The 15,587-nt window shown below is 64.5% G+C and carries 17 protein-coding genes; 6 read left to right on the forward strand and 11 right to left on the reverse strand.

All coding sequences use genetic code 11. The features are described 5' to 3' along the window. Window positions 1–208: 208 nt before the first annotated feature. Complete coding sequence (locus ACSVIK_RS25465) at window positions 209–1,129, reverse strand: alpha/beta fold hydrolase (protein ID WP_442446919.1); 921 nt, start codon at window positions 1,127–1,129, stop codon at window positions 209–211. Between the two features lie 284 nt (window positions 1,130–1,413). On the opposite strand from ACSVIK_RS25465, the gene ACSVIK_RS25470 reads away from it, so the two are divergent. After that, window positions 1,414–2,229, forward strand: coding sequence for a MerR family transcriptional regulator (locus tag ACSVIK_RS25470; protein WP_442446920.1), 816 nt, complete (start codon window positions 1,414–1,416; stop codon window positions 2,227–2,229). Here ACSVIK_RS25470 and ACSVIK_RS25475 read toward each other — a convergent pair. After that, the gene (locus ACSVIK_RS25475; protein WP_442446921.1) at window positions 2,224–3,480 is read right to left on the reverse strand and encodes an MgtC/SapB family protein; all 1,257 of its coding nucleotides are present in this window, start codon (window positions 3,478–3,480) and stop codon (window positions 2,224–2,226) included. The two genes, ACSVIK_RS25470 and ACSVIK_RS25475, sit on opposite strands and share 6 nt — an antisense overlap. Window positions 3,481–3,556: 76 nt before the next feature. Further along, the gene (locus ACSVIK_RS25480) at window positions 3,557–7,045 is read right to left on the reverse strand and encodes a hybrid sensor histidine kinase/response regulator (protein WP_442446922.1); all 3,489 of its coding nucleotides are present in this window, start codon (window positions 7,043–7,045) and stop codon (window positions 3,557–3,559) included. A 193-nt stretch (window positions 7,046–7,238) separates the two neighbouring features. Between ACSVIK_RS25480 and ACSVIK_RS25485 the strand changes: the two genes are divergently transcribed. The 4 genes from ACSVIK_RS25485 (at window position 7,239) to ACSVIK_RS25500 (ending at window position 9,730) form a co-directional block, all read left to right on the forward strand. Then, a complete protein-coding gene (locus tag ACSVIK_RS25485; RefSeq protein ID WP_442446923.1) occupies window positions 7,239–7,808 on the forward strand; it encodes a GNAT family N-acetyltransferase in 570 nt (189 codons plus the stop codon). A gap of 2 nt (window positions 7,809–7,810) precedes the next feature. Further along, the gene (locus ACSVIK_RS25490; RefSeq protein ID WP_442446924.1) at window positions 7,811–8,632 is read left to right on the forward strand and encodes an AraC family ligand binding domain-containing protein; all 822 of its coding nucleotides are present in this window, start codon (window positions 7,811–7,813) and stop codon (window positions 8,630–8,632) included. 64 nt (window positions 8,633–8,696) lie between these two features. Beyond that, window positions 8,697–9,401 carry an AzlC family ABC transporter permease gene (locus ACSVIK_RS25495; protein WP_442446925.1) on the forward strand — a complete coding sequence of 235 codons (705 nt, stop codon included), beginning with the start codon at window positions 8,697–8,699 and terminating at the stop codon, window positions 9,399–9,401. Further along, on the forward strand, window positions 9,401–9,730 hold the full coding sequence (locus tag ACSVIK_RS25500; protein WP_442446926.1) for an AzlD domain-containing protein: 330 nt from the start codon (window positions 9,401–9,403) through the stop codon (window positions 9,728–9,730). The genes ACSVIK_RS25495 and ACSVIK_RS25500 overlap by 1 nt, the downstream gene beginning before the upstream one ends. 24 nt (window positions 9,731–9,754) lie before the next feature. Here the strand turns inward: ACSVIK_RS25500 and ACSVIK_RS25505 are convergent, their stop codons facing one another. From ACSVIK_RS25505 to ACSVIK_RS25540, 8 genes are all read right to left on the reverse strand, one after another. Then, window positions 9,755–10,342, reverse strand: a complete 588-nt coding sequence (locus ACSVIK_RS25505) for a putative glycolipid-binding domain-containing protein (RefSeq protein ID WP_442446927.1) — start codon at window positions 10,340–10,342, stop codon at window positions 9,755–9,757. 163 nt (window positions 10,343–10,505) lie between these two features. Beyond that, window positions 10,506–10,847 (reverse strand): HopJ type III effector protein, encoded by a 342-nt coding sequence (locus ACSVIK_RS25510; RefSeq protein ID WP_442446928.1) that lies wholly within the window; start codon window positions 10,845–10,847, stop codon window positions 10,506–10,508. Continuing rightward, window positions 10,844–11,137: a DUF1244 domain-containing protein gene (locus tag ACSVIK_RS25515; protein WP_442446929.1), complete on the reverse strand. Its 294-nt coding sequence runs from the start codon at window positions 11,135–11,137 to the stop codon at window positions 10,844–10,846. The genes ACSVIK_RS25510 and ACSVIK_RS25515 overlap by 4 nt, the downstream gene beginning before the upstream one ends. Before the next feature lie 62 nt (window positions 11,138–11,199). After that, window positions 11,200–11,571: a dihydroneopterin triphosphate 2'-epimerase gene (folX, locus tag ACSVIK_RS25520; RefSeq protein WP_442446930.1), complete on the reverse strand. Its 372-nt coding sequence runs from the start codon at window positions 11,569–11,571 to the stop codon at window positions 11,200–11,202. Further along, window positions 11,571–12,131, reverse strand: a complete 561-nt coding sequence (folE, locus tag ACSVIK_RS25525) for a GTP cyclohydrolase I FolE (protein WP_442446931.1) — start codon at window positions 12,129–12,131, stop codon at window positions 11,571–11,573. Before folE ends, folX begins: the two co-directional genes overlap by 1 nt. A 23-nt stretch (window positions 12,132–12,154) precedes the next feature. Further along, entirely contained in the window at window positions 12,155–12,865 is a 711-nt protein-coding gene (gene folM, locus ACSVIK_RS25530) for a dihydromonapterin reductase (protein WP_442446932.1), read from the reverse strand. Between the two features lie 311 nt (window positions 12,866–13,176). Further along, window positions 13,177–13,743 carry an antibiotic biosynthesis monooxygenase gene (locus ACSVIK_RS25535; protein WP_442446933.1) on the reverse strand — a complete coding sequence of 189 codons (567 nt, stop codon included), beginning with the start codon at window positions 13,741–13,743 and terminating at the stop codon, window positions 13,177–13,179. Between the two features lie 112 nt (window positions 13,744–13,855). Beyond that, window positions 13,856–14,293, reverse strand: coding sequence for a thiol-disulfide oxidoreductase DCC family protein (locus ACSVIK_RS25540; protein ID WP_442446934.1), 438 nt, complete (start codon window positions 14,291–14,293; stop codon window positions 13,856–13,858). Between the two features lie 90 nt (window positions 14,294–14,383). On the opposite strand from ACSVIK_RS25540, the gene ACSVIK_RS25545 reads away from it, so the two are divergent. Further along, complete coding sequence (locus ACSVIK_RS25545; RefSeq protein ID WP_442446935.1) at window positions 14,384–15,340, forward strand: MerR family transcriptional regulator; 957 nt, start codon at window positions 14,384–14,386, stop codon at window positions 15,338–15,340. The last annotated feature ends 247 nt before the right edge of the window (window positions 15,341–15,587 follow it).

The raw sequence follows: 15,587 nt of genomic DNA on the forward strand, positions 1-15,587 counted from the left end.
GCCGGATGATCGGGCGGAAGGTTTTGGTTACTTTGCCCGCAAAGTGACTCGCCCGGGAGGGCGAAACCAGAAACATCCGCAAAAACGCGGCAATTCGGAACAAGCCCCCCTGAACAAGCACACAAAATTGCCAGTCCGGTATCAACCAATCCGATGCAAAGAACTCACTATTAACGCAGCAATGGCAAGGCTGTTTTCCAACGCCCTGCTACCGGCGCTGTTGCTGTTCGATACGCTCCACATACTCACGCAACCAGCCAGCCAGCTCACCTGGCTCGGCCAGAAGTTGCCAATGCCCGGCCCTTACCTTGCGTCGGGTCAGTGAGGGCGCCCAGCGCTGCAGATCATCGAATAGCTGTGGCCGCACGAAGCGATCTTGCAGCGCCACGATCAACTGCACCGGCACCGACGTGGTGCGAATGCGCGGGCGGAACAGGCGGCGGATGAAGTTGGCGCGATAGAGCTGCACACCGTGCATGCCATCGGCGCGCTGGCTGGCGTGTCGCTGCGGCTGGGCGATGCCTTCCAGGCGCTGCAGCAGCCAGGGCCAGGCGCGATCCAGACCCAGGCGCCAGGTCAGTTCGGGCAGCAGCGGCAGATGAAAGAAGGCGATGTACCAGGAGCTGAGCAATTGCCCACCGGCCTGCAACCAGGGACGCAGGCGACGCTGAGCCAGACGTTCGCGCAGCCAGTGGCCGACGTGATCCAGGCAGGGCCCGGACAGGCTGGTATAGGACGCCAGCAGCGGCTGCATGCGTGGCTCGGTCACCGCTTCCCAGGCCTGGATCGAGCCCCAGTCGTGGGCCACCAGATGCACCGGGCGCTTCGGGCTGGTGGCCAGGATCACCGCCTCCAGATCACGCGCCAGGTGTTTCAGGCGATAGGCCTGGCGCTGGCGTGGTTTGTCCGAAGCGCCGAAACCACGCACGTCATAGGTGATGACCTGATAGTCGGCGGCCAATGCGGCGATCAACGGCAGCCAGACGCCATGGTGATCGGGGTAGCCGTGTACCAGCAGCAGGGGGGTGGCATCTGCCCGGCCCCAGCGCTGCACGGCCAGGTTCAGGCCATCACCACGGACAGTCAGCCGTTGTAGCGCAGGCGGTTCGAGTGGCAGGGCGGCGTTCATGACAGGCCTTCGGTAGGGCAGGAGAGAGGCTGGCGGGTCGGCATCGGGGCTCCTAGAGCAGGTTTATTACATCGTTCGATGTCATTGTCATGTGCCCGATTGCCCTTGCCTAGCGACCCTGATGGCGAGCTCGTTGTGTTACCTCATGGCGAAAACGCTCTGGCATGCGGGTTTTACGGCCGGATGAGGGCTTGCCACTGGCGCCTGAAGGCTGCAAGTCCAGCCCTTGGTTCGGGTGGCCCATGCGGTTGTTGCACCTCATTGAGCGGGGCTATGATCGGCCCATGAAAATTTCCTCCCCACTGGTGCAACGTCTGCTTGGCATGAGTCACTCGGTTGCCGAGGCGACGCCGGCCGAGTTCAGCGTCGAGCAACTGGCTACCGCCGCACAGACCACCGTGCGCAACGTGCGTGCCTATCAGGATCGCGGCTTGCTGCCGCCGCCGCAGCGGCGTGGCCGGGTAGGCATCTACAATGGCGAGCATCTTGCGCGCTTGCGCCTGATTGGCCAGTTGCTCGAACGCGGCTACACCATCGCCAGCATTCGTGAACTGCTGGAAACCTGGGAGCAGGGGCGTGACCTGGCCCATGTTCTGGGGCTGGACGAAGCGATTCGCGGCCCAGGGCAACCGGAGGTCGCCTCGCGTCTGGAGTTCAGCGAGCTGCAGGAGCTGTTCGGCGAAGCGCTGGACGATTCATTGATCGAGCGCGCCCAGGCCCTCGGCCTGCTGGAGTTCGCTGGCGATCACCTGCGTGTGCCCAGCCCACGGCTGCTGGCTGCCGGGGTGGCGCTTTACCGCGCGGGCATTCCCTTGCCGATACTGCTCGATGAGCTGGCGACCATACGTGGCCATATCGAACGGGTGTCGACCGGCATCGTGCGGATGATCGTCGAGCAATTGGTCAATCCGCGTCTGCAAGCGCCGCTGCCGCATGCTCGCGAACTGGAAAACCTCAGCGCCCAGTTGTTGCAGTTGCGCCCCCTGGTGGAGCAGGTGATCGAGGCCGAACTGAGTCGTGGCCTGCCGCTCGCTGCCAATCGGGAACTGAGTGAACGGGTCAATCAGTTGCTGCAGGGCTTCCTGCAGCGTTCGTCATGAGTACAGCAGGGTGGCGGCACCAGCGAGCAGCCCGAGCAACATGATCGGCAGGCAGCGCAACGCCAGATGACGACCGCCAATCAGCAGGATCAACCCGGCCTTGACCAGGCTGTTGCTCAGCGCGGCAAGGAAGATACCGTGCACGGCCACCTGCTGATTCAGCCCCGCCTGAGCGCTGCGTGCCAGCGACAGGGTGATGGCATCGACATCCGCCAGCCCTGACACCAGTGCCACCAGATACACCCCGGCATCCCCCAGCCAGTGCCTGGCCCCTTCGACCAGCGCCAGGATGAGCACCAGCAGCGCAGCGAAACGCAGTGCTGGTGCCAGCTCGAAAGGATTCTTCAGCGGTGGTTCGCCGCCTTCTTCCGGTATGCGACCGGCCAGGCGATAGAAAGCGAGAGCACCGACGGCATAGACCAAGGTGGTCACGGCCAGTGGCCAGAACAGCTGGGCGAGCAGAGCACGCTCGATCACGCCCACTTCCAGCAGCACGCGGGGAAACATCAACGCCGAGGTGGCCAGCAGGCCGCAGACCAGCATGGCCCGCAAGCGCGTGTTGCCCTGCAGACGGGCGAGGGTGAGGGTCATGGCGGTGGAAGAGACGATGCCGCCGAGCAGCGCGGTGATCAGCAGACCGTGGCGGGTGCCCACCAGGCGGATGGCGACGTAGGCGGCAAAACCTATGGCAGCGATGGCCACCACCATCCACCAGATCACATAGGGGTTGAACAGGCCCCAGGGGCCATAGCCCTGATTGGGTAGGGCGGGCAGCAGCACCAGAGAGATGAACAGCAACTTGAGCGCGCCCAACACCTCGTTCTCGCTCAGGTGCTGCAGCGCACCGTGCAGTGTGCGCTTGAGGCTGAGCAGCAAGGCCACCGCCACCGCACCCGCCGCTGCCAAGGGGGCCTGACCCGCCACCGCCAGGCTGCCGAGGGCGAAGGTAATCAGCAGCGCCACCTCACTGGTCATGCCCAGTTCCTGATGCTGAGTCAGGTCGCCGATGTAGGAGGTCAGCACCAGCGCGCTGAAACCCAGGAACACCACGGCCCAGGCCAGTACGCCGAAATGCTCGCCGAGGAGCAGGGCGAAGCCCCCGAGCAGGCCGCTCAGGCCGAAGGTGCGGATGCCCGCGGCCAGGCGCGCATCGTCCCGGTCACGCTCCTGCCAGCCGCGCTCGGCGCCGATCAGCAGACCGGCTGCCAGCGCGCTGGCGAAGTTGAGCAGCAGTTGCAGGGCATCGGACATGGGGCATCCTTGGGCATGGCAGCTACTGACAGTCTAGCGGCCCGGGCCTGGCGCACCTTGCGCCAGGTCAGCCCACTCAACCGCGCAGTGGCAGATGCCGGCTGAGCAGGGCACGCAAGGCGGCCGGTTTGACCGGCTTGGGCAGGTAGTCGAGGCCGGCGGCGTGTACCTCGGCCACCAGCTCGGGGCGGCCGTCGGCGCTGATCACCACCCCGGGCACTGGCTCGCCCAGCCGAGTGCGCAGCCAGGCCATGAGTTCGGTGCCGGTCTCGCCTTCATCCAGGTGGTAGTCGATCAGGGCCAGTTGCGGGCGCACCGCCTCACTGAGCAGGTGCTCGCATTCCACGCGGTTGCGCGCCGTCCACACCTGGCAGCCCCAGCGTGACAGCAGGCTGTGCATGCCGGTGAGGATGCTGTCCTCGTTGTCGATGCACAGCACCTGAGTGCCCTGCAGCGGCTGCGCGTCGCTGGCCGGCGCGCCGATGCCCTGCGGTTTCGGCGCAGGCTTGCGGGCCAGCGGCACGCTGACGCTGAACACGCTGCCCTTGCCCGGCCAGGAGCGCACTTGCAGGCCGTGGCCGAGTACCCGGCACAGGCCATCGGCGATGGCCAGACCCAGCCCCAGGCCTTTTTCGGCACGGGTCTGGTGGCTGTCCAGGCGCTTGAACTCCTCGAAGATCACCCTGCGCTTGTCTTCGGGGATGCCCATGCCGCGATCCCAGACCTCCAGGCGCAACTGCTGGCCTTCGCGGCGCACGCCCAGCACCACCCGGCCCTTGGCGTAGCGGAAGGCGTTGGTGAGGAAGTTCTGCAGCACCCGGCGCAGCAACTTGATATCGCTGTCGATCCATTGCTGGCTGCCGTGCACGCGCAGGTCGATACCCTGTTCGGCAGCCAGCACGCCGAACTCGGCGGCGAGGGTGTCGAACAGGTTGGCCAGGGCGAAGGGATGGCGATCCGGAGTGATGCGGCCGTTCTCCAGGCGTGAGATGTCCAGCAGGTCGGTGATCAGATCCTCGGCCGAGCGCAACGAGCTGTCGAGGTGGCGCACCAGTTCCTGGGCTTCGTCCGGCAGGGCGCCTTCCTGATGGGACAGGGCGGCGGAAAACAGCCGGGCGGCATTCAGCGGTTGCATCAGGTCGTGGCTAACGGCAGCGAGGAAGCGCGTCTTGGACTGGTTGGCGGCTTCGGCATGGGCCTTGGCTTCGGTCAGTGCCTGGTTCAGTTGCGACAGCTCCTGAGTGCGCTCGGCGACGCGGCGTTCCAGGCTCTCGTTGGCTTCCTTGAGGGCGCGCTCGGCTTGGCGAAATTCGGTGATGTCGGTGAAGCTCATGACGAAGCCGCCACCCGGCATGGGGTTGCCGATCAGCTCGATCACCCGGCCATTGGGGAACACCCGCTCGTAGCTGTGCGCGGTGCCCTGGCGCATCCAGTACAGGCGCTTGGCCACGCTCTCCTCGACATCGCCGCTGCCGAGCATGCCGCGTTCGGCATTGAAGCGGATGATCTCGGCAATCGGCCGGCCCACGTAGATCAACCCGTCGGGATACTCGAACAGCTCCAGGTAGCGATGGTTCCAGGCCACCAGGCGCAGGTTCTGATCCACCACGCTGATACCCTGAGTGATGTTCTCGATGGCGCCTTGCAGCAGCGCACGGTTGAACTGCAGCACCTCGGACGCTTCATCGACTATGCGTACCACGTCCTCCACCTGCATTTCGCGGCCTTCGATGGCCGCCTTGACCACCGCACGGGTGCTCGAGGCGCCGAGCACGCCAGCGAGCAGGCGTTCGGTGTGGGCGATCCATTCGCTGTTGGCCGGCTGGTTGGGGTCGAAGGTCTTGGTGTTGCCCTGGCGTTGGGCGAAGCGCATGAAGCTATGCCGGGCGCGTTCCTCGCCGACGAAGCGAGCCGAGAGCATCAGCAGATCCTCCACTTGCACCGCCAGCAGGCTGCGACCGCTGGGTTTGATGCCCAGGTCGTGGCCGATGAAACGCCCAGCCTGCCAGTGCTCCGAGACCCGGGTGCGGGAGAACCAGGACACCCAGGCGAACAGCAGCATGTTGCCGGCCAGCGACAGCACCACACCACGGGTCAGCGGGTCGACGTGCAGGCCGATGGGGGCATGCAGCAACGTGGTCAACCCTGGGAAGCTGGCCAGCGACCAGCCCATGCCGCGCGCGGCCAGCGGCAGCACCAGGGTGTAGAACCACAGCGCGGAGCCGACGATCAGCCCGGCGAACACACCACGGCGGTTGGCCTGCTTCCATACCAGCGCGCCGAACATGGCCGGTGCCAGTTGGCCGATGGCGGCGAAGGACACTTGGCCGATGGTGGCCAGGCTGGTGCCCTCGCCGAGCAGGCGATAGCAGACGTAGGCCAGCAGCAGGATCAGCACGATGCTGACGCGCCGCGCCGTGAGCATCCAGTGGCGGAAGGCCTCGAAGGGGCGCTCGGTGTTCTTGCGGCGCAGCAGCCAGGGCAGCAGCATGTCGTTGGAGATCATGGTCGACAAGGCGACGGACGCGACGATCACCATGCCGGTGGCCGCCGAAGCACCACCGATGAAGGCCAGTACCGCCAGGCCCGGATGTGCCTCGGCCAGCGGCAGGCTGATGACGAAGGAGTCCGGGGTGATGCCGGCGGGCAGCAGCATCTGCCCGGCCAGGGCAATAGGCACCACGAACAGCGCAGCCAGTACCAGATAAGCCGGGAACACCCAACGCGCCAGGCGCAGATCCTTGGGCTCGATGTTTTCCACCACGCTGACATGGAACTGCCGTGGCAGGCAGACGATGGCGATCATGGCCATGCCGGTCTGCACCAGCATGGCCGGCCAGTTCACCGCCTTGGCCCAGAATGCGTCCAGCTCCGGGGTGTGGCGAGCCTGGGCGAACAGGTCGTTGAAACCGTTGTACAGGCCGAAGGTGACGAAGGCGCCGACAGCCAGGAAGGCCAGCAGCTTGACCAGCGACTCGAAGGCGATGGCCAGCACCATGCCGCGGTGGTGCTCGGTGACGTCCAGGTTGCGCGTGCCGAACAGGATGGTGAACAGGGCCAGGGCCAGCGACACGATCAGCGCGGTGTCCTGGGCGCTGGTGCCGGTGCTCTGCGCCTCGACGCCGATCAACAGGTTGACGCCCAGGACGATGCCCTTGAGCTGCAGGGCGATGTAGGGCAGCACGCCGACCAGGCAGATCAGCGCCACCACCACTGCCAGCGACTGCGATTTGCCGTAGCGCGCGGCGATGAAGTCGGCGATGGAGGTGATGTTCTCCTGCTTGCTGATCATCACCATCTTCTGCAGCACCCAGGGCAGGCTCAGCATGAGGATGATCGGGCCGATGTAGATGGGCAGGAACGACCAGAGCTGCTCGGCCGCCTGACCCACCGCGCCGAAGAAGGTCCAACTGGTGCAGTACACCGCCAGCGACAGCGAGTAGACCCAGGCACGAATCTTCGGCGGCATGGGCGTGCTGCGGCGGTCGCCATAGAAGGCGATGGAAAACAGCACGGTCATGTAGAGCAGGGCGACGGCAGCGATCAGCCCGGTAGACAGCGACATGCGGACACTCCGGAACGCAGGGTGACGAAAGAAGCCCCGCGTCTGTATAGGGCGGGGCATGGGGCAGTGTTGCACCAAAGCGCGCGCGCGTCAGTTGCGACCAAGGTCGCACGGGCCGATTGCCGCAGGGCCAATTGTGTAGCCGGCTCGTGCCTGATAGCGTGATCGGCTCACGACTGCGTCAGAGGGCATCATGTTCAAACCGCAATTGGTCACCTTGCAACGGGGTGCGCTGCGCCTGGAGCCGTTGGCCGATAACGACATCCCGGCCTTGGTCACGCTGGCCGAGGCCAACCGTGACGAGCTGCTGTACATGAATGGCACCCTGCGCCTGGACTGGTACCGCAGTGCGCTGGCCGAGCAGCGTGAACAGCGGGCGCTGCCGTTCGTCATCCGCCTGGGTGATCGTCTGGTGGGTACCACGCGCTTCGCCGACTTCCTCAACGCACTGCCAGCTTGCGAGATCGGCTGGACCTGGCTCGACCGTGAGCAGCATGGCAGTGGCCTGAATACCACCATCAAGTACCTGATGCTCAAGCATGCCTTCGACAACTGGGGCATGGTGCGCGTGCAGCTCAAGACGGCCGCCAGCAACCTGCGCTCGCAGCGCGCCATCGAAAAGCTCGGTGCCGTACGCGAGGGGCTGCTGCGCAACCACCGGCGCCTGGCCGATGGTCGCCTCGACGACACCGTGCTGTACAGCATCACCGACCAGGAATGGCCGCAGGTGCGTCAGGCACTGGAAGCGAGCTTCGGCGCCTGAACATGAGCGGCGAGCACACGCGTTTCTGGCAGGCCAGTGCACTGGGCAAGGTTGAGCTGCTACACGCCCAGTATCGCCAGCAGCGTTTTGCCCCGCATGTGCACGAGGGCTACGTGTTCACCGTGATCGAGTCCGGCGCGCAACGCTTTCGCCACCGTGGCGGTGATCATCTGGCAGCCGCTGGCAGCATGGTGCTGATCAACCCCGATGAGTTGCATACCGGCTCCAGGGCGCATGAGCAGGGCTGGCGCTACCGGGGCTTCTATCCGCAGCCGGAGGCGGTCGCCAGCGTGCTGGCGGAGCTGGATATCTTCACCGGCGGCCTGCCGGGGTTTCCCATCAGTGTGCTGCAGGATGCGCAGGTGGCACGCGCCTTCATTGAGCTGCATCGCCTGTCCGAGCAGGGGGCCAGTGCTCTTCAGCAACAACTGGCCTGGCGTGAGGCACTGTTGCTGCTGTTTCGCCGTCATGCCCGTGTCGCTGCGCCACGTACAGCAGGTCGCGAGCCCCAGGCAGTGGCCCGGGCGCGCGAGCTGCTGAGCGAGCACCTGGCCGAGCCGCCGTCGCTGGAGGCATTGGCCGGGCAGGTCGGCCTTTCGCCCTTTCACTTCGCTCGAGTGTTTCGCCGCGCCACCGGCTTGCCACCCCATGCCTGGCTCAAGCAGCGACGTCTGGAGCAGGCGCGGGCCTTGTTGCGAGAGGGCTGTGCACCGCTGTCGGTGGCGATGCAACTGGGCTTTGCCGACCAGAGCCACCTGTCGCGCCAGTTCAAGCAGGCCTACGGTATCGCCCCCGGCGAATATCGGCGGGCTTGCCAGGCCTGAAGCGCAAGATCGTTCAAGACCTCCTGTCGAGCAGTGGTTAGGCTCGGCGCACCAAGGAGGTTCCATGTCTCGTCATCACGAATTCACCCAGGGCGCCCGCGACATGCTGCCGATGCTGCTCGGTGCCATGCCCTTCGGCATCATCTTCGGCAGCCTGGCGGGGGCCGCCGGGCTCGCCCCATGGCAGACGTTCGGCATGTCCGCGCTGGTGTTCGCCGGCTCGGCGCAGTTCATCGCCATCAGCCTGCTGGCCGGTGGCGCTGGCATCGCCGTGGTGCTGCTGACCACCCTGGTGGTCAACCTGCGCCATGCCCTGTACAGCGCCAGTCTGCAGCCCCATGTGCGCCACCTGCCCAAACGCTGGCGCCTGCCGTTGGCCTTCTGGCTCACCGACGAGGCCTACGCGGTGGTGCAGCAGCGTTACCTGCGTGGCGACGCCGGCGCTTATCGGCACTGGTATTTCCTCGGTGCGGCACTGGCCATGTACCTCAACTGGCAGGCCTGTACGCTGGTGGGTGTGCTGTTCGGCCAGGCGATCCCCAATATCGGTGAGTGGGGGCTGGATTTCGCCATGCTGGCGACCTTCATCGGCATCGTCGTACCGATGCTGCGCAATCGCCCACAGGTCACGGCGGCGCTGGTCGCCGCTGGCGTGGCCCTGGCCTGTCATGAACTGCCGTACAAGCTGGGGCTGATGGCCGCAGCGGCCAGTGGCATCGTCGTCGGCGTCTGGTTGGAACGACGCCAGCCGCAGCAGGAGGTGGGCTGATGGATATCTGGTTGCTGATCCTGGGGATGCTGGCGATCACCTTCGCCACCCGCTACAGCCTGTTCGCCTTCCCCGATCTACGCTTCCCACCGCTGGTACGCCAGGGCCTGCATTACGTGCCCACGGCGGTGCTGACGGCCATCGTGGTGCCTGGCATGCTGCTGCCGGACGGCCAGCACTGGGCGCTGGCCTGGGACAATGCCTACCTCCTGGCGGGCCTGGCCGCCATCGGCATCGCTGCCTGGAGTCGGCACCTGCTGGCTACCATCGGCGGTGGTCTGCTGGTGTTCTTCCTGTTGCGTTGGGCCTTTGGCCAACTGCCGATCTAGGTTTGCTGGTGCGCACGGCGCACCCTACGCCAGCGCATTGAGCTTCAGCTCGCGCTGGCTCAGGCACATGTAGCGCTCGTTGGCGTTGAGCAGCAGCGTCTGCCCGTCGACCTCCAGTTCTTCCCCGAGGCAGCCTTCGGTCTGGCTGTGATAGAAGCTTTCTTCGGGGCTCATGCTCAGGCACTCGTAGCGTTGCTGGCGTACCTGAATCTGCAGGCTGGGCAGGTCGATGTAGACGACCTGCATGTCCTGGCTCTGCCCGGCCTGCAGGTCGCAGCACTGCAGGATGGGGGTATGGGTGAAGGGCGATGCCGAGAGCATGATGTGCTGGCAGCCCTGCAGATCCGGGCGTGCCACGCCGTCCACCAGCCAGTTGCCCTGTTCGTCGCGGCGCAGGCACAGACGGCGCTGGCCATGGTTTTCCACCTTGAGCCAGAGACGGCGGAATTGCCATTGCGGGTTGCAATCGATCAGGTAACTGGCGGCGATGCTTTCGCCTCTGATCACCTGCATCAGGTGACTGGCGGCATGAATGCCTTTGTCGTCATGGGTGAGGCGCAGGGATTCCACGCCAGGGGTGTGCCAAGGTTTCCATACCAGCGTTTGCTGCATCGGACGACTCCATGCCGAGCGCGAAACAGAAGGGAAGAGGCAAGGCTGCGCGCCGAACACGTTCCCTCGTGTTCCATCAGTTGTCATTGCGCGCAGCATAAGGTGATGGCGATGTGATGTCTGTCAGCTTTTTGCTACAGATGCGCAATTTCTTGCGCTTTTTTCAGCCCTTGCGCGTCAGCGGCGGGCGTTCGAACTTCACCCCTTGCAGGCCATGAGTCATCAGCGCTCGGATATTGCCGTGATCCGTGCCTTGCGGCGTGGCCAGCACGCTGCGGTAGTGTTCGCCGAAGGCGCGCAGGGCTTCGTCCTCGCTGAGGCCTTCGAGCAGGGCCAGGCCCAGGGTCTTGCAGGAGCCCTCGTTCTGCCCGGCGGCGTTTTCCACATCACCGTTGCGAAAGGCGCTGGGCTGGTAGTCATAGTGTTCGGCAACGAAGGCCAGGGTTTCGCTGAAGGCGAAGTCGTCTTGCTGCAGGCGCTGGCGCAGCTCGGCGAGGGCGGTCATGCGGGTTTTCCTTTGTCGAATGCGGCTTTCTGTTCGGCCGTGGCTTCTTTCTGGTACTTGGCCTTCCAGTCGGCATAGGGCATGCCATAGACGGTTTCACGGGCTTGGTCGACGCTGAGCTCGACCCCCATGTCGTCGGCGGCGGCCTTGTACCATTTGGACAGGCAGTTGCGGCAGAAACCGGCTAGGTTCATCAGGTCGATGTTCTGCACGTCCGGACGCGTGCGCAGGTGCAGCACCAGGGCACGAAAGGCGGCAGCTTCCAGCTCGAGGCGTTCTTGCTCGGTCATGGCGGACTCTCCAGGGCAGGACGGTGGCGGCGATGATAAGAGCCCACACCTGGGCCGGCAAGCTAGCGGTGACCGGCCAGGGTGATCGACACCGATTCGGCGAAGCGCAGGGCATGCGGCTTGTCCACTTCCACCTCGGCGTAACGTACCGCCTCGTGGCGCATGATCAGGTCGAGGATCTCCTGGGTCAGGCGCTCGAGCAGGGCGAAGCGGTTGCCTTCGACATGGGCGATGATCGCCTTGGTGATGGTGCGGTAGTTCAGCGCATGCTCGATGTCGTTGACCTCTACGGCATCGACGGCTGGGTAGAGGATGGTCAGGTTGATCAGCACGTCCTGCTTGTTGTTGATCTCTTCTTCCTTGATACCGATGTAGGTGCGCAGGCGCAGATCCTTGACGCGGATACGCGCCATTCCGGGTTCCAGTCGTGGCATCAGTTGTTCCGTCCGATCAGTTGCAGGAATTCGTGGCGCGTATTGCACGACTCGCGGAAGGCACCCAGCATCACCGAACTGCTCATCACCGAATTCTGCTTCTCCACGCCACGCATCATCATGCACATGTGCTTGGCCTCGATCACCACGGCGACGCCAGCGGCGTTGGTCACGTTCTGAATGGCGTCGGCGATCTGCTTGGTGAGGTTTTCCTGAATCTGCAGACGGCGCGCGTACATGTCGACGATGCGCGCCACCTTGGACAGGCCCAGCACCTTGCCGGTGGGGATGTAGGCCACATGCGCCTTGCCGATGAAGGGTAGCAGGTGGTGCTCGCACAGCGAGTACAGCTCGATGTCCTTGACGATCACCATTTCATCGTTGTCGGAGGCGAACAGGGCGCCGTTGACGATTTCTTCCAGCGATTGCTGATAACCGTGGCAGAGGTACTGCATGGCCTTGGCGGCACGCTTGGGGGTGTCGAGCAGGCCTTCGCGCTCGGGGTTTTCACCGAGGCCTAGGAGAATCTCACGGTAGTGCTGGGAAAGAGGATGGCTCATGGCAGTGTCCTGGGGCGGTCGCCTCACTTGAGGTGACGGCCACCGTTTAGGCTGAGGATGGTTCCGCTCACATAGGGGTTGTCGAGCAGGTAGCGCAGGCTCTGGTAGAAGGCCTGTGGGCCGGGTTCGATGCCCAGCGCCGATTTGCCCAGGGCCTGGCTACGGTAGGCCGCGTCGTCGCCTTCGTTGAACATCAGCAGGGCTGGGGCGATGGCGTTGACCTTGATGCGTGGCGCCAGGCGCGCGGCGAACGACAGGGTCAGGCTTTCCAGGCCGGCCTTGCTGGCGCAATAGGCCGGGCGCTTGGCGCTGCCCTTGCGCACCACGTCATCGCTGACGTGGACGATGTCGGCCCGCTCCGAGCGCAGCAGCAATTCGCTGCAGTGCAGGTTGATCAGGTAGGGCGCGAGCATGTGCAGGTTGAACAGCTGGCGGAAGGCTTCGGCTTCTTCACCGGGCGTTTCGGCCAGCCATTGCGAGGCGTTGTGGACGATGGCGCGCAAGCCGTCGCAATGCTCCTTGAGCCGCTCGATGAAGGCCAGGATGCCGGCCTCGTCGCTGAAATCGGCCTGCAGGGCAATGGCGCCGCGCTCACGCAGATGCGCAACGCTATCGCGCTCCTGGCGGTAGCTGATGATCACGGCCTGGCCTTCGTCGAGCAGGCGCTCGGCGCAGTACAGGCCGACTCGTTGGCCGGCACCGGTGATCAGTATGGGGAAGCTGGCTGCGCTCATTTGCGGCTCATGAATAAGACGATGAAGGCCTGGCTGTACTGCCTCGGGATACCTGACCAGTGGCAGGCAGTACGCACCAGACCGTGATTAAAGCTATACCAGAGCTGCATCTTGTACAACCATGCGAAGCGCAGGGTTTTATTGTTGCAGGGGCACGACTGGCCTATTTGCCTGACTTGAAAGGCTTTTTCTTGCGATCCTACATTCTCGTTTTTTGTACTTTGGCTGTACGAATTGGTTTGTTTGTACAGGTTTCCGGCTGGCATCGGTCAGCACCTGGCTGACCGATGGGCAAGGTGAGAGGGGAGAGGTCAGAGCTTGCCGGCGCTGGCCGGGCGCCTGTCCAGGCGGGTGGCATCGGTGCCGTGCAGCCAAGGCGCCAGCAGGTGGGTGGACAGCGGAATGAACAGGTAGGTCATCAATGGCGTCAGGGCCAGGGTCGAGAGCAGCACGCGGATGACCAGCGAGAAATCGGCCAGCCAGGGGCCGAAGAACAGGTTGAAGGCCAGCGAAACCGGAAAGAAGGCCAGCCAGATGGCGATGCTCTGCTTCCAGCGCGGCGGTTGGCGCAGGCCATTGCCGAACCAGGCATCGAGGCCGATGGCGCGTTTTTCCTGAGGTTGGGCGTAGAGGCCTGCGCCCCTTTTCAGCCAGGCCCGGCGCGAAGCCGAGTGCTCCCAGGCGGCCATGGTGCGCTCGTCGCTGAAGCGGAACACGATCTGGAATTCGTCGTCGCCTGGCGGCGGCGCCAGCACGCCGGAGCCGAGATAGCCGGGGAAGTCGGTGGCCAGGTGCTCGCCTTCGTGCAACCAGTTGATGAAGTCGTCGTAGCGACCATTGGCGACGCGGCGCGCCACCATGAGGGTAACGGGGGACATGGTGTATCTCCTCGACTGTTGCCCCGTGCCGGGGTATGGCACTGGGCGTGATCGAGCACGGGGTGTTGTGCTCGATGAAAATGCAGCAAGGATTATTCCGGTTTTTCCGAGCTTAGCCAGCCTCGCCATCTGGCGGGGTTCGCGGCGGGCAGGCCTGGCTACCTTGGCAGCGCGCTGCACCGTCGGGGTGCGGTAAGCGTGCCAGATGGGGGCGCAGGCGACAGAACAGGCGATAGCCCCATTCCAGCAAGGGGCGCAACGGGCGCCAGCGCAGGGGAGCGACCCAGGTGCCAAGGCCGGCGGCCTGCCAGCTCCACAGGCTGGCATCCAGCCCCAGCAGCCACTGGCCGTCGGCCCAGCGGGCGTGCAGGCGTTCGCGCATGGCTGTCAGGCTGAGGCCCAACGCGGCGGGGTCGAAGTCTGCCGCGCTGATATCCACCAGCAGCAGGCGCGTTGAGCTTGCATGCTTGCGCAGCAAGCGGATTTCCCGTGCGCAGAGCGGGCAGTCGCCATCGTAATAGAGCGTCAGGGGCCAGGCGGGGTTGTGCATGAGGGGCCTCTGTATAGTTGTTGTCCAATGTAAGGTGGTCGTTGCTGAGTTACAATGTCCAAACTTTTCTCTTGCCGCGATCCCCATGCCATGACCGAACCCGCCGGAGCCACATCTCTAGCGTCCAGTGCGCTGAAGCAGGAAGAGCTGTTCCCGATTCGCGAGGTGTCGCGCCTGACTGGGGTGAACCCGGTCACGCTGCGTGCCTGGGAGCGGCGTTATGGCCTGATCCAGCCGACCCGAACCGACAGCGGTCACCGTCTCTATTCACAGGCCGACATCGATGCTGTGCGCAGCATCCTGGCCTGGATCGAGCGCGGTGTATCGGTCAGCAAGGTCGGCAGCATCCTGGCCAAGAGCGCCAGCAATCGCAGCGTCGCCGCACCCGTTCACGACGAAGTCAGTAGCGATGACTGGAACCAGTGGCAGGCGCAGGTGCGTCAGGCGCTGCAGGGGTTCGACGAGGCGCGCTTGCAGCGTCTGTACGGGCAGATCTTCTCCTGTTACCCCTTGCCCGTGGTGTTTCAGGAAATCTTCATGCCGCTCTGGCAGGAGCTGCTGTTGCGCCAGGATGAGGTGGGGCAGCGCGCCGAATGGCTGCTGCTCGACGGCTTCTTGCGTGCACGTTGCTGGCAGCGCCTGCAAATGGGCGCGCGCGAGGAGGCGAGCGGGCGAGTGTTGCTGGCTGCGCTGCCGGGGCATTGCCGTGAGCTGGAATTGCTGGTGGCGGCGTTGATGCTGAGCACGCCCGATACCGAGGTGAGCGTCATCGGCCCTGGCATTGCGTTGCTCGACTTGCCACTGGTCTGCGAGCGGATGCAGCCACAGGCGCTGGTGCTGTTTAGCAACCAGCCGCCAGCGGAGGATTTTCCCCGTCAGTTGGCGCGCCTGGCGCTGGGGCTGGATTGCCCATTGATGCTGGCCGGCGATAGCGCCGATCTAGCCGAGGAGAGCCTGGCGGGTTCGCCTATCGCTTGTCTGGGCAGCGAGGGGCGTCTGATGCAGCGGCGCTTGCGGCAGTTCCTCGCCGGGCATCTGGATACCTGAGCCCGTTCAGGGCACCTCTAAAAAGGATCTAGTTTGCCAGCGCGGTATTAAAAACAGGTTCATCGCATTTTCAGGGGAGTGTCTGGTTGACACCGGACTGGCAAGTTTGTGTGAGTGCTTGTTGCTTGTTAGGGGCTTGTTCCGGATTGCCGCGTTTTTGTTGATGTCTCTGGTTTCGCCCTCCCGGGCGAGTCACTTTGCGGGCAAAGTAACCAAAACCCTCCGCCCGATCATCCGGCCCTCGCTG

The sequence above is a fragment of the Pseudomonas sp. NCHU5216 genome (assembly GCF_052156495.1).
Taxonomy (GTDB): Bacteria; Pseudomonadota; Gammaproteobacteria; order Pseudomonadales; family Pseudomonadaceae; genus Aquipseudomonas.

Coding starts and splice junctions, on each gene's coding strand:
- ACSVIK_RS25540 (WP_442446934.1), bottom strand. CDS start 14,293: ATGCACAACCCCGCCTGGCCCCTGACGCTCTATTACGATGGCGACTGC.
- ACSVIK_RS25465 (WP_442446919.1), bottom strand. CDS start 1,129: ATGAACGCCGCCCTGCCACTCGAACCGCCTGCGCTACAACGGCTGACT.
- ACSVIK_RS25535 (WP_442446933.1), bottom strand. CDS start 13,743: ATGTCCCCCGTTACCCTCATGGTGGCGCGCCGCGTCGCCAATGGTCGC.
- ACSVIK_RS25485 (WP_442446923.1), top strand. CDS start 7,239: ATGTTCAAACCGCAATTGGTCACCTTGCAACGGGGTGCGCTGCGCCTG.
- folX (WP_442446930.1), bottom strand. CDS start 11,571: ATGCCACGACTGGAACCCGGAATGGCGCGTATCCGCGTCAAGGATCTG.
- folM (WP_442446932.1), bottom strand. CDS start 12,865: ATGAGCGCAGCCAGCTTCCCCATACTGATCACCGGTGCCGGCCAACGA.
- folE (WP_442446931.1), bottom strand. CDS start 12,131: ATGAGCCATCCTCTTTCCCAGCACTACCGTGAGATTCTCCTAGGCCTC.
- ACSVIK_RS25495 (WP_442446925.1), top strand. CDS start 8,697: ATGTCTCGTCATCACGAATTCACCCAGGGCGCCCGCGACATGCTGCCG.
- ACSVIK_RS25480 (WP_442446922.1), bottom strand. CDS start 7,045: ATGTCGCTGTCTACCGGGCTGATCGCTGCCGTCGCCCTGCTCTACATG.
- ACSVIK_RS25500 (WP_442446926.1), top strand. CDS start 9,401: ATGGATATCTGGTTGCTGATCCTGGGGATGCTGGCGATCACCTTCGCC.
- ACSVIK_RS25475 (WP_442446921.1), bottom strand. CDS start 3,480: ATGTCCGATGCCCTGCAACTGCTGCTCAACTTCGCCAGCGCGCTGGCA.
- ACSVIK_RS25490 (WP_442446924.1), top strand. CDS start 7,811: ATGAGCGGCGAGCACACGCGTTTCTGGCAGGCCAGTGCACTGGGCAAG.
- ACSVIK_RS25505 (WP_442446927.1), bottom strand. CDS start 10,342: ATGCAGCAAACGCTGGTATGGAAACCTTGGCACACCCCTGGCGTGGAA.
- ACSVIK_RS25545 (WP_442446935.1), top strand. CDS start 14,384: ATGACCGAACCCGCCGGAGCCACATCTCTAGCGTCCAGTGCGCTGAAG.
- ACSVIK_RS25515 (WP_442446929.1), bottom strand. CDS start 11,137: ATGACCGAGCAAGAACGCCTCGAGCTGGAAGCTGCCGCCTTTCGTGCC.
- ACSVIK_RS25470 (WP_442446920.1), top strand. CDS start 1,414: ATGAAAATTTCCTCCCCACTGGTGCAACGTCTGCTTGGCATGAGTCAC.
- ACSVIK_RS25510 (WP_442446928.1), bottom strand. CDS start 10,847: ATGACCGCCCTCGCCGAGCTGCGCCAGCGCCTGCAGCAAGACGACTTC.